Source organism: Paludibacter jiangxiensis (assembly GCF_001618385.1).
GTDB lineage: Bacteria > Bacteroidota > Bacteroidia > Bacteroidales > Paludibacteraceae > Microbacter > Microbacter jiangxiensis.
On record NZ_BDCR01000004.1, the window covers coordinates 660,807 to 677,146 of the forward strand.

The 16,340-nt window shown below is 45.0% G+C and carries 9 protein-coding genes; 5 read left to right on the top strand and 4 right to left on the bottom strand.

Going from position 1 to position 16,340, the window contains the following annotated elements:
* The first annotated feature begins 1 nt into the window (after nt 1).
* The 5 genes from PJIAN_RS12910 to PJIAN_RS12930 all read left to right on the top strand — a co-directional run bounded on the left by PJIAN_RS12910 (nt 2) and on the right by PJIAN_RS12930 (nt 8,135).
* Nucleotides 2-760: a polysaccharide deacetylase family protein gene (locus PJIAN_RS12910; RefSeq protein WP_068705714.1), complete on the top strand. Its 759-nt coding sequence runs from the start codon at nt 2-4 to the stop codon at nt 758-760.
* Between the two features lie 4 nt (nt 761-764).
* On the top strand, nt 765-1,781 hold the full coding sequence (locus PJIAN_RS12915; RefSeq protein ID WP_068705716.1) for a glycosyltransferase family 2 protein: 1,017 nt from the start codon (nt 765-767) through the stop codon (nt 1,779-1,781).
* A gap of 265 nt (nt 1,782-2,046) precedes the next feature.
* The gene (locus PJIAN_RS12920) at nt 2,047-3,291 is read left to right on the top strand and encodes a DegT/DnrJ/EryC1/StrS family aminotransferase (RefSeq protein ID WP_068705718.1); all 1,245 of its coding nucleotides are present in this window, start codon (nt 2,047-2,049) and stop codon (nt 3,289-3,291) included.
* Entirely contained in the window at nt 3,288-3,875 is a 588-nt protein-coding gene (locus PJIAN_RS12925; RefSeq protein WP_084252437.1) for a sugar transferase, read from the top strand. The genes PJIAN_RS12920 and PJIAN_RS12925 overlap by 4 nt, the downstream gene beginning before the upstream one ends.
* Nucleotides 3,876-3,989: 114 nt before the next feature.
* Entirely contained in the window at nt 3,990-8,135 is a 4,146-nt protein-coding gene (locus PJIAN_RS12930) for an MBG domain-containing protein (protein ID WP_172795615.1), read from the top strand.
* Between the two features lie 103 nt (nt 8,136-8,238).
* Here the strand turns inward: PJIAN_RS12930 and pafA are convergent, their stop codons facing one another.
* The 4 genes from pafA to PJIAN_RS12950 all read right to left on the bottom strand — a co-directional run bounded on the left by pafA (nt 8,239) and on the right by PJIAN_RS12950 (nt 16,337).
* Nucleotides 8,239-9,897: an alkaline phosphatase PafA gene (pafA, locus tag PJIAN_RS12935; RefSeq protein ID WP_068705723.1), complete on the bottom strand. Its 1,659-nt coding sequence runs from the start codon at nt 9,895-9,897 to the stop codon at nt 8,239-8,241.
* Nucleotides 9,898-9,952: 55 nt separating this feature from the next.
* Complete coding sequence (locus tag PJIAN_RS12940) at nt 9,953-12,238, bottom strand: GH92 family glycosyl hydrolase (RefSeq protein ID WP_068705725.1); 2,286 nt, start codon at nt 12,236-12,238, stop codon at nt 9,953-9,955.
* Between the two features lie 100 nt (nt 12,239-12,338).
* Nucleotides 12,339-14,741, bottom strand: coding sequence for a GH92 family glycosyl hydrolase (locus PJIAN_RS12945; protein ID WP_369691203.1), 2,403 nt, complete (start codon nt 14,739-14,741; stop codon nt 12,339-12,341).
* Nucleotides 14,742-14,789: 48 nt separating this feature from the next.
* Nucleotides 14,790-16,337, bottom strand: coding sequence for a glycoside hydrolase family 28 protein (locus PJIAN_RS12950; RefSeq protein ID WP_068705729.1), 1,548 nt, complete (start codon nt 16,335-16,337; stop codon nt 14,790-14,792).
* Nucleotides 16,338-16,340: the final 3 nt, after the last annotated feature.

A 16,340-nucleotide genomic window follows, 5' to 3' on the forward strand; every position in this document is an offset into this window, starting at 1 on the left:
TATGAAAACAATTGCTCTCATGTATCACGATGTTTATCTGGAGACTCCACACGAAAGCGGACTGCAAAACGCGGGGTCTCAAAAATACAAGGTCAGACTTTGTGATTTTGAGAAGCAGGTGAAAGCGGTTGTAGATCATTGCCGGGCAAAAGAAATTCCTCTTTCCAGAGTGATGTTTACGTTCGACGACGGAGGAAGTTCGTTCAGCAAATTTATTGCGCCGATACTGGATGTACACGGACTGAAAGGATACTTCTTCGTTTCCACACACTATCTCGACACTGACGGGTTTATGACACGCGACGAAGTGGCAAACCTGCATCACAATGGTCATATCATTGGCACTCATTCACATACGCACCCTGCCAATTTATCGAAATGCGATGAAAAAACAATAGAACAGGAATGGGAAAAGTCGGTTACATGCCTACAGGAAATCATTCAGGATCAGGTTGTTTACGCATCATTACCGGGCGGTTATATTTCCGAATCAATAATCAAGCAGTTGAGTTCATGCGGAATACACAAGGTCTTCACATCAATTCCAACGACACGGCAGGAAGCTATTGCGGGCATGACATTCATTGGTCGGTATCCGGTTACGTGTAGCATGAATGAACGGCACGTTATCAATATATTTCTAAAACACTCTTATGTACGTTGCCTGAAATCGATCAAATGGCACATTCTCACGGTTGTAAAAAGTTTGTTAGGCGATAACTACCTACGCATCAGGTCGGAAATATTGTCCAAAATGTAACATTATGGAAAGCATTTCTGTAATATGTCCTACGTATAACGAACGGCCAAACATCACACAGTGTCTTGAATCCGTTGTTTCTTCCTCTTACGAAAAAGACAAGATGGAGGTTGTGTTCGTTGATGGCATGAGCAATGACGGCACCAGGGACATTATTATCCGATATACCCGTCAATATTCATATATCAGGATGATTGACAACCCGAAAAAAAGCGCGCCGTCGGCATTGAATATCGGCATTCGTGCCACAACGGGCAGCATCATTATCAGACTGGATGCGCACGCAACATACCCCCCGGATTATTTCCGCATTCTGGTTACCAATCTAATCGAAACACAGGCTGACAACGTTGGTGTTGTTATCAGGAGTCTCCCGTTAAACAATTCATTAATAGCAAATGCCATAGCAATGGCGGTTAGTTCCCGCTTCGGCGTAGGCAATTCCTACTGCCGCATAGGAACCGACAAATTGAAGGAAGTAGACACGGTTCCGTTCGGATGTTTTCATCGCGAATTGTTTAGCCGCATCGGCATGTTTGACGAGGAACTTATTCGCAATCAGGATGATGAATTTAACGCAAGGATCATCAAAAACGGCGGAAAAATAGTTCTGATACCAGATATAAAAGTGATTTACTACCCGCGGGACGAAGTAAGTAAAATCGCAAAAATGTTTTATCAATACGGCTTATTCAAACCATTGGTCAATAAAAAGAACGGCAAGCCGGCTACCATCAGGCAGTTTTTCCCGCTACTTTTTTTATTGGGATTACTCGTGGGTGGCGCAATGGCTTTCCGGGCAAACGCTTTTTTGTGGGTTTACATCTGTTTCATAGGATTATACTTTGCTACGGCCCTTGGCTTTGCACAAAACAAAATAGAAAAACGTCACCCGAAAGGACTATTGCTAATGATTCCATGGGTATTTTTTGTCATGCATATCAGTTATGGTTGGGGATACCTGGTTGGCATATTTAAGTTACTTATTCACAGCAACTTTAACGCATTAACAAACAGATAAAAAACGACAATAATAGCTATGTAATTTAGCTACGCGAAGAAAGAATTTATCTTGACTATTAGTGGACATGATGTTTGGTTTATTGTACTGATTGACCCCTCCTAACCTCCCCTAAATGGGGAGGAATTGGATCGCAAAATGAGAAAATTTCATCATTTTACAACACAAAAGCCCCCATATTGGGGGGTTGGGGGTCGAAAAACACAAAACAAACGAGTTCATTGTTGACATTCAGACCGATCAATTAATCTAAAGAGAAAAAAACATGAAAGTTCTATTTTCACCCCCGTACATCGACCATGATGTAATTACGGAAGTGGTCGATACTTTGACGTCCGGATGGATTACCACCGGTCCAAAAGTGAAAGCATTGGAAGACGCTTTTGCAAACTATGTCGGAGTAACACATGCTGTTGCCGTCAATTCATGGACATCCGGCGCCATTATGGTATTACGGTGGCTGGGATTAAAACCGGGAGACGAGGTCATCGTTCCGGCCTACACCTATTGCGCAACGGCACTTGCCGTTTTAGAAGCGGGAGGAACTCCGGTAATGGTGGATATAGACCCCGATCTCACTATTTCAACCGAAGCCATATCCAAAGCAATCACTCCCCGAACAAAAGCAATCATTCCTGTTGATATTGGAGGTTGGGCTTGTGATTACGAAGCCATTCAACACTACATAAACGAAGACTGGGCAAAAGCCATTTTCACCCCAACATCGCCTGTACAACGACTTCTGGGACGCATTATGATTATTGCAGATGCGGCACATTCTCTTGGCGCTACTCAGGAGGGAAAGCGTGTCGGTTCGTTGTGCGACATCACTATTTTTTCGCTACATGCCGTCAAAAATATCACTTCCGCCGAAGGTGGCATGATTTGCCTCAACTTGCCGGAGCCTTTCAATAACGACGAGCTGTACAAGCACTTTCGCATCATGACTATCTACGGTCAGTCGAAAGATGCATTGGCAAAAACTCAGCCCGGCTCCTGGGAATACGATATTTTATTCCAGGGTATGAAAATCAATATGCCTGATGTCAATGCGGCTATTGCTCTTGCTCAACTTCGTAAATACGACGCTTTACTGGACGAACGCCGCCGGATATATGTCCGTTACAACATGTTGCTACAACCTTATGAATGGGCACTTCCACCTCCATTCGACAATGAGGTGCAAACTTCAGCTTACCATCTGTATCCGCTGCGAATACGGGATATCACCCTGCAACAACGCAATAAGATAATAGCCGAAATTGCGACTCATGAAGTGTCGGTAAATGTTCATTTCATTCCAATGCCCATGTTAACGGTGTTCATGCACCTGGGGTATAAAATCCGGAATTATCCTGAATCATACGACAATTACACGCGAGAAATTTCATTGCCTGTATATCCACAACTCACAAACGATCAGATAGATTTTGTAGTCGCTACTCTTGTTGAAGCATACAACAAAATTGTACACAAATGGCACCCGCAACCCATCATGAATATTATCTGAAACGGAAAGTTGATATTGTTCTGTCTCTTTTAGGGCTTATATTGTTAAGCCCTCTGTTTCTGATAATCGTCCTGCTAATTCTGACCGATTCGGGGAGACCTGTGTTTTACCGGCAACCCCGAACCGGCAAAGGCGGCATACCATTCGACATACTCAAATTTCGCACCATGATTGTCAACGCAGATAAATCATCTTTACTAACAATAGGACTGCATGACAACAGAGTAACACGAACAGGCTATTATCTCCGAAAATATAAAATCGATGAATTGCCACAGCTAATCAATGTCTTAAAAGGAGAAATGAGTCTGGTTGGCCCACGTCCCGAAGTTCCGAAATACACACAGCTATACTCACAACGACAAAAAGACGTGCTATCGGTTCGTCCGGGTATTACGGATCCGGCATCCATTTTACTGAAGGATGAAAATGAAATGATTGCGGCTTCCCCTGATCCCGAAAAATTCTACATCGAGAAGCTAATTCCTGAAAAGTTATCAATTAACCTTCAATACATTGAACGAATGTCACTAAAAAATGATCTGAGAATTATTGCCAAAACGCTACTTGCCATTATCCGTTAGTATCATTTTACCATTAATGATTGGAATAAAAACATTAAAAAATGACCAATTCAACTGTCTCTAAAAACGAGCTACATCTTCATACTTAGTATGAAGAATCTAATACTCAAAGCTATGAAAAAAATAACATTTCTACTTTTTAGCATTGTTTTTGCTATAGGAATCAACGCACAAGTCTACAAGACTGTTACGATAAGTGCCGGAGGGTTGCATGATGCATTAGCTCCCGAAGATTTCACAACGGTTACAAATCTCACCATCAATGGCTCCGTCAATGCTGCTGATTTTCTCACCATGAGAGATGAAATCACTGCGCTATCGGTCATCGATTTAAGCGGAGCTACCATCGACGGGAATAAAATACCGGATGAAGCCTTTTATTTCTCAATACCCAAAACAGGAAAGTTGAGCCTGACACAAGTGATTTTGCCAGCCTCTGTGACAGCATTAGGTGACTATGCCTTTTACGGTTGCTACTACCTGGCTACAATCAACCTTCCGGCGTCGTTGCAATCAATCGGAAGCTGGACATTTGCAGACTGCCACTCGTTGATTGTTGATCCGAACCTTCCTTCCTCTCTGACTTCATTGGGTGTGGGAGCTTTTGTACATTGCCACAGTTTGCCAGCTGTAAATATACCATCGTCAATCAATCATATTGACAACTGGACATTTGCAGCATGTTATAATCTTGTTTCTGTTACTATTCCATCTTCGGTAACGGCGATATACAACAATGTTTTTAAAAATTGCCAGCATTTACCGTCCATTACAATTCCATCAACAGTAAATTATCTTGGATATGATGTATTTTACAATTGCTTTGCCTTAACCACTGTAGATCTAAGCCAAACATCGCTCCCTGCTCTTTTGAAAAACACGTTTTTCAATTGCAACAATCTGCAAACTATTAAAATACCATCCACCGTTACTACTATCGGAGATTCTGCTTTTTACCAATGTTCGGCACTGACGGGATTGTATGCCTATCCTCAAACTCCGGCAGACCTGAGCACTTCCAAAGATGTTTTTCTGGGAGTAAGCACCTCAACCTGTACACTATATGTGCCTCCTTTCAAGAAAAGCGACTATCAAAATGCACTCCAATGGAAAGATTTTCTCAATATCGCTGTAATGAAGTTACCTTCAACTATAACGGCTACAGGAGAAACAACCTATACATACAACAATTCACCTCAGGGGCCTGCTTCTGCTGACGTGACCGGATCGACAGGCACTAAGTCATATAAATACAGTGGAACCGGATCGACCAGTTATCCGGAAAGCACTACACCGCCTATCAATGCAGGAACATATCAGGTTGTAGCAACAGTGGCTACCGATGAAAATTATCTGGAAGCCACATCTGCTCCGCTTGCCTTTACCATCAACAAAAAAGATGTAACCGTAACAGCCGGTCATCTTGAAAAAACGTACGGGGATGATAATCCTACGCTGACAGCTGTGGTGACAGGTGCCATTGAAGGCGGAGATGTTGTGAATTATTCATTGGCAACAACAGCTGTAAAACTTTCCGGGGTCGGTGATTATCCCATCTCGGTAACGTTGGGCAGCAATCCGAACTACAATATTACCAAAACCGACAACACGCTGACAGTAAACGCCAAAGAGATAACAATAGCAGCTGACCATCTCTCCAAAACCTATGGAGATGATAACCCGACGCTGACAGCTGTTGTTACAGGCGCTGTAGAGGGTGGTGATGCCGTAAATTACTCATTGACTACCACAGCCGTAAAACTTTCCGGGGTCAGCGATTATCCTATTTCGATAACATTGGGAAGCAATCCAAACTACAACATTACCAAAACAGACAATACGCTGACGGTAAACGCAAAAGACGTAACCATCGCAGCTGACCATCTTACAAAAACTTATGGAGATGATAACCCGACACTGACGGCTGTGGTTACAGGTGCTTTAGCAGGTGGAGATGCTGTGAACTATTCGCTGGCTACTACAGCCGTAAAACTGTCCGGGGTTGGTGATTATCCTATATCAATAACGTTAGGAAGCAATCCGAACTACAACATCACAAAAACTAACAATACATTGACAATTACAACCAAGAGCATTTCTGTAACTGCAAATGCACAGAGCAAATCGTATGGCGATCCGGATCCGACTCTTACGTTTACAAATTCGCCGGCATTGGTAGGTAGCGATGCTTTTAGTGGGGCATTAGTTCGTGACGCAGGAGAAAATGTGGGTACATATACAATCAGGCAGGGAGATTTAGCTTTGAGCAATAATTATCTTCTAACTTTCACCGAAGCTCTGCTTACTATTAATAAAGCTTCCTCCAGCATTTCAGTTGTAGGCTCGGCGACATTTACTTACAATGGCAATCAGCAGGGGCCTGACAATTATTCAAAAACAGGATCAAGCGGAGCCGTAACCTATAAATATAGAGGCACCGGGGCAACATATTACAAGAACAGCTCAACACCACCGACTAATACCGGCACTTACCAGGTTATTGCAACTCTTGTCGCTGATGACAACTATTATGGAGCTTCATCTGTGCCATTTGCATTTTCTATTAATCAAAAGAACGTAACTGTAACAGCAGATCATCTCTCAAAAACGTACGGGAATGATAACCCGACACTAACTGCCACGGTCAACGGTGCTGTCGAAGGTGGAGATGCCATAAATTACTCATTGGCTACAACAGCTGTAAAACTTTCCGCCGTTGGTGATTATCCCATCTCGGTAACGTTAGGAAGCAATCCAAACTACAATATCACCAAAACTGACAATATACTAACTGTAAGCGGTAAAGCAGCATCCATCACGGCAAACCATCTCTCCAAAATTTACGGAGATAACAATCCTACGCTGACGGCGGTGGTTACTGGCACAGTTACTGGCGGCGATGCAGTAAATTACTCGCTGGCTACAACGGCTGTAAAACTTTCCGATGTTGGTGATTATCCTGTTTCGATTACATTAGGTAGTAATCCGAACTACAACATCACCAAAACCGACAATACGCTGACGGTAAACGCAAAAGACGTCACCATCACAGCAGATCATCTCTCCAAAGCATACGGAGAAGACAATCCGACACTGACATCTGTAATTACGGGTGCTGTCCAAGGTGGAGATGCTGTAAATTACTCGCTGGCTACTACAGCTGTAAAACTGTCCGGAATTGGCGATTATCCCATCTCGGTAACGTTGGGAAGCAATCCGAATTACAACATCACCAAAACTGAGAACACGCTGACGGTAACAACCAAAAGGATTTCTGTAACCGCAAACGCACAGAGCAAAATGCATGGTGTTCCGGATCCTGCACTTACGTTTATAAATTCTCCTGAACTGGCAGGTAGTGACGCGTTCAGCGGGACGCTGATTCGTGATGCCGGAGAAAGTGTGGGTAGTTATGCAATCAGACAAGGTAGCTTAGCGCTGAGCAGTAATTATTCGATAAACTTTACAGGAGCTTTACTAACGATAACTTCTGCCACTTCCTCAATTACCATAACAGGCGCCAATAGCTTCACCTACACTGGTTCTCCGCAAGGTCCGGCAACATCAACACACACCGGTTCCACCGGAACTGTTTCTTATGCATACAAAGGTACCGGCTCAACCTCATACAGTGAAAGTTCGACACCACCGACTAATGCTGGCTCGTATCAGGTTGTGGCAACTCTTGCTGCCGACGAAAATTACAGCGGAGCATCATCTGTACCGTTCAATTTTACCATTTCCAAAGCCAATGCCACGATCGCTGTTGTTCCTTACGATGTCAAATTCGACAACAATGAACATATTGCAACAGGTACTGCTACCGGGGTAGTTGGTGAAGATCTGAGCAATCTGCTTGACCTGACTTTGACCAGACATACAGCGGTAGATACATATACCGACACCTGGTCATTTGCAGGAAACAGCAACTACAATAGCGATTCGGGCACAATAACAGACCACATTAATTTACCTACCGGGATAATCACGACGGAAGATCATCCGATGAAAGTTGTTGTTTATCAAACACCGGGAAGCTCTATGGTTAATTTCAAGTTTACGCCAAAATATTCCGGAAGGGTTACTATTGTCATCTATAACACAACAGGATTTGAAATAACAAGGCTAACCGACAAAGAAGCTATTGCTGATCAGGAAACAATTATTCAATGTTCCACAACTCTTCCTTTAGGTTTATATACTTATAGATTAGTTTGTGAGACCTACTACAATTCAGGCAAATTTATCGTCTCAAGATAATATTATTAAGACTGGACTCTTCGCTTGAATCGACGAAAGAGGCTGCCTCAATTGAATTTGAGACAGCCTCTGCTTTTATGAACCGGCAACTATTTATGATTTATCATTTTCCGTCCGTTACTTCCGTTACCGGCAATCCCACACATCCGCTTGGCATCTGAATGTGTAACAAAGCGGCAACCGTGGCTGCAATATCCGTTATATTTACTCTCCGATTCAATGCTCCGTGTTTGATCTTCCAACCCATAAACAGCAATGGAATATGCGTATCATACGGATTCCAAAGACTGTGATTCGCACCTTTTGTATACGAAGAGGGTGTCCATCCGGCCTGAGGAATAAAAACCACGGACCCACTCCGTTGGGGATTATAGCCGTTTATCGCCATTGTTTTGATGGGTTCAGGAATCGAACTGACAGCCAGTTTATCCTGATCGGCGACATACAAAATACCCTCCTGACGTTTCAGAAACTCGACGACAAAAGCTTTCAGTTTTTCCCTGTCGATCTGCAAACTATCTACCAGATGATTGTTGAACGAAACCTGAAAAGTACCAACACGGGCAATCAGCTTATCTGATCCAAACTCTTTTTCCACTCTTTTCTTAAGAGTTCCTGCGATGCCTTCATCCAGCAGACCAGTCGGCATCTTATGCGCTGCTAAATAGCCTTCCGAATTTGCTCCGGCATGGTCAGCTGTAAGGAAGACCAGATAATTACCCTTGCCGACTTTCGTGTCCAGATAGATGAAGAATGATGTCAGGTCGCGATCGAGGCGCAGATATACATCTTCCAGTTCTATTGAATTCGGACCGTACAAATGAGCCGCATGGTCGGTCGAAGCACAGTTAATTGTCAGAAAATCGGTAGTGCCGCCTTGTCCCAGTTGATAACCGTCAACTGCTGCGCGGGCAAACTGCAAGGTCAGGGTATTTCCGAAAGGCGTCTGCTCAAACGAACTACGATCCTGAGCAAAGGCCTTTTTCAAATCATATGGAAAGACAGGTTTTTCGGCCCCTTTCAACAATCCCTCCCAGGGCGAATCGTCCGGTGTACTTTCTGTATATTGATTGATCGGCAGCAATGTGTTCCAGCCATTTTCAATCAGTTTCTCCACCGGTTTTGTTGCATTAAACAGCTTCACCCATTCAGGCAATTGTTGCAGATAGTAGTTACTTGTAATAAATTGTTCGCTGGCTTCGTCGAACCAGAAAGCTGCGGTCGGATTATGTCCGGCAGGCAAAATGGCAGCCCTGTCTTTGAGCGAAACACCCACCACTTTCGACTGAAAATTGGTAGCCATGCGCAATTCGTCTGTAATAGTGGTTGCCATCAGGTTGCGTGGTGACATTTTGCCTTTCGGCGAAGAAGCAACACCTACTGCATCGACAGTGGAATCGTCCGTACAATAAACCGATTTACCCGATACCGGATCAACCCACGAATTGCCGGCAATACCGTGAATGGAGGGAACAGAACCGGTAAAAATAGAAGCATGTCCAACTCCTGTTATCGAGGGAATATAGTTAAGCATGGTATTCTCACACGAAAACCCCTCGTTAAGTAAACGTTTGAAACCACCTTCTACATATTTGTTGTAATAACGGTAAAGGTAATCCCATCGCATCTGGTCTACCACAATGCCCACCACCAACTTAGGTCGTTCGAGTTGAGCTGACTGCTTGCGTGTGGTTTGAGCCGGTACCAAACCGACCATTGTCAGGGATAAAATAATCAATAAAAAGTATCGCTTGCAAAACATATCTGATTGTTTAAAATAATGGATTTCAATTCAGTACAATTCGTAGACGGAGCCATTAAAATTCTCCTGACGGCGGCAATTGCGTTGCGCCCCATTGCGCAGGTTTATCGCCCATTTCGAGCAACAATTCACCTCCTGCAGCCACATCGGCATGTTCAATCCAGGACTTATCATATTTCACCCCGTTCAAAGTCGCCGATTTGACAAAACGGTTTTTCCCGGAAAGATTTTTGGCCGTAATAACAAAGGTCTTGCCGTTCTCCATGTGCATTTTTGTCTGGCGGAAAAACGGCGAAGTAATCAGGTAATACGACTGTCCGGCATTGGGATAAAGTCCCATCATGTGAAAATCGAGCCATGACGACATAGCGCCCGAATCGTCGTTGCCCGGAATGCCGCAGGAAGTCGCATCATAATTGTCGGTAATGATTTTCCGAGTACGTTCACTACTCAGGTCGGGCCGACCGATCCAGTGATAAAGACACGAAGTCAGGAACGAAGGTTCGTTACCCACGTTATAAAAGCCATTATCGAACAACGTATCCAATCGTTTACTAAACAGCTCTTTGCCACCACTTTTTTCAATCAATCCCGGCACGTTGTGCGGCACCGACAGTGAATATTCCCACGAACCAGCTTCGTAGAAAAACCCGCACCACCAACAGAGACAATTAGGCCAGTCCTGCGCCGTGGGAGTGTACAAAAGGAACTCCCGCTGTCCGTTCACAATGTCGCAGGGAATGCTGTCAATCCAGCGCCCCGAAGCATCTTTGGGCATAATAAATCCCCTCGCACCGTGGTCTTCAATATCACGCCACAGGTTCTCCCAATTATTCGACTGTTTTAGAAAACGACGGTATTCGCTCATACGGTTCAGCCCTTTGGCCACGCGGGCAATGCAGTAATCGTCGTACGCATATTCGAGGGTACGATTTCCGGCCCGCACAAAGCGATCGGAGACATAGCCCAGAGTGTTGTAATCGGTAAGACCTCCCCTGCCCTCTTTCTCTTCATTGCCACCCGGAGGCACAGTAGCATCTTTCAGCATCGCCTGCAACCCGAGGCCGTAATCAATTCCTTTCAAACCTTTCACATACGCATCGGCAATCAGTACCTCGGCATTGGAACCGCCCTGTGTGCGACCATTGCAGTTTCCACTGCGGGCATCGGGCAAATAACCGTCGCGTTTGTAAATATCGAGCAGCGCTTTTACAATATCCACTTGTCGCGATTCGGCAATGAGCGTAATGAGCGGATGCGACGAACGATAGGTATCCCAAATGGCATAAAAATCATCGTAATAAGGCTGATCGGATGTCCATTTCGGATTCTCACCCGTGCGGTCGACCGGCATCAACAGAGTGTGGTACAGAGCCGTGTAGAACATCTTCTTCTGATCCGCAGTGGCATCATCCGAAATTTCTATCCGTTTCAGCAAATTCTCCCAGCGGTTTTCCGTTTCGGCACGCAGTTGTTCAAAATTCCAGTGCGGCACCTCCTGTTCGAGATTTTGCTTTGCTTTTTGCGTACTGATAAACGAGATGGCAATTTTCAACCGCACGGTATCTCCGAATGTGTCGTCAAAATAAAGCAAAGCTCCGGTTTTCTCTCCGGTATCTACCTGTACTTTTGTTCCGTTACTCAATTTAGTTCCCTTCCAGGTACTAAAACGAACAAACGGGCGATCGGCAACAGCATAAAAATAGACCGTGTAGGCATCGCCATTGTTCCAACCACCACGAATGCGAGAATAGCCACTAACAGCACAATCGGACTCCACCCGCACCTCCGAGCCGACAAATTGCTGGGCTTCGCGCGAATCGGGGATCGGTTTCTCGCCCAGAAAATCACCTGCATCTATTTCCAGACACTTCGTTTTATTGCCGTACACAAAGCGGTAAAAAGCCACTTTAGGCGAAACGGTAATCTCCGTCCGGATATTCCATTTTTTGAGGAATACACTGTAATAACCGGCCTTGGCTACTTCGTTTGTCCGCAACGAAGTTTGCAGGATGGATTCCAAATCGCCAGAGAAAGGCATTACGGTGATATTGCCGTATTTCGGACCTCCGCCGGTGCCACTCACATGGGTTTGACTGAAGCCGTAAATCGGTTGCAAGGTATCGGCCAAATAGCCGCTATTGGATCCCTTGTTGTTATCCGGCCCCGGCTTTATCATTCCGAACGGACACGACGGTCCGATAGTTACGTTTCCCAATCCACCTTTCCCTTTGCCCGTACCGATAAACGGATCGACATATTGAAAATGGTTTCCGGCCAACAGACTATGACCAAAAGCAATAACTCCCAGCAGGTTCAAAATCAACAACAGACGTTTCATTTTGCAAGTAAATTAATTACGATTACAACAACAAACCATTAAGACATTAAGCTAGTTAAGCAATCTCCGTTACACTCTTAATCACTTAATGGTGAATATTTCATTCTTTGCCCCAGTTTTTATTAGGCTCGGCTCCCATATCAATCAGCAAATGCGCACCATTCACAATATCGGAATGTCGGAAATAGAATTTATTCATTGGCTTTCCATTCAACAACACCGATTGAATATAGGGCGACTGACTGTTGTTATGTGCCGTTTCAATAACAAACTGTTTGCTCTTATAATACTTCGGATTCAGCGTGATCGTTACCTTTGGAAACAGAGGACTGCCCAGTTCGTATTTCGGATCCGCCTCACAACCGCCCGTCATCTGAAAAATCCCCAGTTTCATCAAAACACTGAGCGAACCCATCATTCCCTGATCTTCGTCACCATTATAGCCATAGTAAGGCGACACCTTACTGTAAGCGCTGTCCACCACCATGCGACTCCAGTATTGTGTGAGCCACGGAGCGCCTGCATAATTGAAAATAAATGCCATCTGCGTGCCAGGCTGGTTGGAATAGTTGGTCCACGTACGTTGATCGTTGATAAATTTACGGGCTGCCGATGGTGCTTTTACAGCACCAAATTCCACCACCCCCGGTTCTGCCATCTCCGGATGCTCGTTGCAGAAACGATGCCATTCGGAAACTTCAAACTGTTTATTCAGTCGTGTAACTGCCGAATCGGCGCCTCCCATCAGGGAAAATAATCCCGGCAAATCGTGCGGCACAAACCAGATATATTCGGCACTGTTACCCTCTTCGAATCCTTTATTGGTAATGAGCGGATCAAACGGCTTTTGCCAGTTGCCATGCTTATCTTTCGGAACCATAAACCGTTCTTTCGCGTTATAGATATTCCGGTAGTTTTCAGAACGACGGGTAAAGTACGCCGCATCTTCCGTTTTACCCAAAGCCCTGGATAATTGCGCTAAACACCAGTCCTGATAAGCATTTTCGAGTGTAATGGCACCACCGTCCTGATGCATTCCGTAAATGGTATCCGAAAGCGGATAAGGCACATAGCCATGCTCCATGTAGAATTCCAGACCGCCACCTTTGGCAGTGTTGTGTTCATAGCCGATTTTACTCATCATACCACCCGGCAGATGATTCTTTTTCAGCCCTGCGTAAGCCGTCTCGATATCGAATCCGCGGATTCCCTTTTGCCAGGCCGCCACAAAAAAGGGTGTAGACGAAGCTCCCGTCATCACGTAGGTGTAATTTCCACCCGACGGTCCACGGGGAATCAGGCCTCCGTTTTTGTAATATTCCACAAACGAATTGCAAAACTCTTCGGCTACTTCGGGATAAACCAGCTGCCACAACGTATTCAATGTCCATTGGGCACCCCAGAAAGCATCGGAGTTGTACATGTTGAATTTCGGCTTTCCATTTGCATCCAACGGCAACTGACGCACTATCGGCTGGGCTCCGGTACAATCGGTATATTTTCCATCGGCATCGCTGATTATGCGACGTCCCTGAATGGCATGCCAAAGGTCTGTATAAAAACGCTGCTGCTGAAGAGCGGTTCCCCCCTCAATCTGAATACGCGACAACATGCTGTTCCACTGGTTTTCGGCATCATTCCGAACAGTGTCAAAACTCCAACCGGGAGCTTCCACTTTCAGGTTTTCAGCCGCACCCTCTTCGCTGGTGTAAGAGACGCCTACCTTCATCAGCAAGGGTGCTTTCGTTTGGTTGGCAAAGGTGAGCAAAACCACCCCTTTTTTGCCACTCCATTTGCTGATTCCGTTTCGCTGTTCGGTTCCTTCCTGCAGGATAATTTCTTTGACAGGGCGATTGAACACCGCACAAAAATAGACGGTTGCACTACGACTCCGGCGAAATGTAGGCGCATTTACCACATAGCCGCGAATCTCGTAATCGTTGACCTTCGCAAAGCCACCTTCCGAAATATCCGAAGGTCCGAGATGCTTCCCAAGGTCAAAGATAATACCTTGGTGTTTTGAGTTCTGAAACGTGTACCGATGAAAACCGACCCGATTAGTGGCAGTCAATTCAGCTCGGAGCGTGTATTTTTCCAAAAACACGGAATGATAGCCCGGACGAACGGTTTCCTTGGAATGCAAAAAACGTGATGAATAGTCGTTGAATAGCTTGGCCCTATCTCTCATGTCAAAACTTACCGGCATAACAGCGACTCCTGCCAGTTGCCATTCGTGCACATGACTGAAATCCTGAATGGAGTCCACTTCATAGCGATAGCCGCTGTCCCAGTCCTCATCGGTTCGGTTATCGGGAAACAGGCTCACCATACCGAATGGACGGCAGGCCGATGAAAAATAGAACCAACGCGAATGAGCCGAGTCAAGCCATGGATAAACCTTATCGACCGGACGTTGAGCAAATGTTATAAACGAGACAAGCACCAGAAAAACTGACACATACATACATTTTATAAACAACAATTTACGATTTACCATATCCATTAAATGTAGTTTGCTTATTGCTTACAACTTGTCACTTATAACTCATGTCTATTTCAGCGTCACAATTCCCGTTGCATTATCAAAAGGCAACTGCACATTACGGGCATCGAAGCCTTTCACGTTGCTGAGTACCAATGCCGGAGCAGCTTTGCCGCTCATCACGTTGACATTATCGAGCTGCAACTGTTTCACGTCATCAAAAACAAAAGCAGGACGAAAATCTTCCTCTTTGTATGAAACCCGCACATTCGATAGTTGCAACCCTTCCACGTGGCGGCTGTAAAACGCCCACGAAGGCAGTTCGCCGAACATCGAGAATTCAGGATAGCCGGCTGGATTTTCGGGAACCTTCGCCAAAGAGTCGATTGCTATACAAGCCACGTTTTTGTCTCCACCGCCCGGATAAACGATTTCAATATTCTCTAGTTTTACGTTCTGCACAGGATGGCCGGGAAGACCGGTCACAGAAGACGGAAATACATTGTGAGGATAGCGCAAGGCCGGGCCTTCCATCGGATAGCCTTTGTCCGGCTTCTCTTTGGGCACCTCTACAGTCATGTTGCGGATGGAAATGTTACGTACCTGACTGATAACCTCGTCTTTGTTGCGATGTCCGAGACGAACCACAAACGCGTTGCCCGTATTGACAGCCTTGATGTTGTTTACGTCGATATTTTCCAAAACGCCACCATCAACGGACTCTATGGCCACAGCAGAACGGAAAGTATCGTATACTTTTATGTTGCGAATGGAGATATTTTTGAAACCACCATGAGAAGCTGTACCCAGTTTCACGGCATTGGCACTCGAACGAACGATACAATTTTCGACCGTAATATTCTCGCAGCAATGATTCCGTTTTTCAGATTTAAGGCAAATGCCATCGTCGTCGGCATTGAAAAAACTATTGGTAATAACCGCGTTCACACAATCCACCAGATCAATCCCGTCGTTATTCCAGTAGGTGTTACTTTCCACTTTGATGCCGTCGAATACCATGTCGCGGCAATTTTCATAACGTTGCACCCAGCACGAACCGTTTTTGAGTTCAATATTGCGAACCTGCACATCGTTACAATCCTCAAAATTAATCAACATAGGACGATTAATTTCTGCCGAACGCACCTGATGCCAGGGGTTTTCGGTTTTCCATTCTTTGTCCTGTATGACTCCGGCCTCAAGCAATACCTGAAGATCTTTCAGCACACCTTCCGCTTGACCATCAATAACTCCATAACCGGTTAGTGCTATATGCTCTGCCTTATCGGCAACAATGAGTGCCGAAGCCGGTCCTTTGCCATAATCAATCCGTTGGGTTGTGGCCAACAGGTAAGCACCCTTCTCCAGATGAAGATCGACGTTCGATTTCAGTTTTATAACGCCGGTTACAAAACGTCCGGCAGGGATAATTACCTGTCCGCCACCGGAAGCCGAAACCTGATCAATCGCTTTTTGAATTACCGCAGTATTTTTTGTAACGCCGTCACCTTTCGCTCCTAACGAGGTAACGTTGACTATCTTCAATTGAGCAAACAAGCATACCGGTAATGATAGCATGAGGACACACAATCCGTTTTTCAAGGTTCTTCGTATCATATT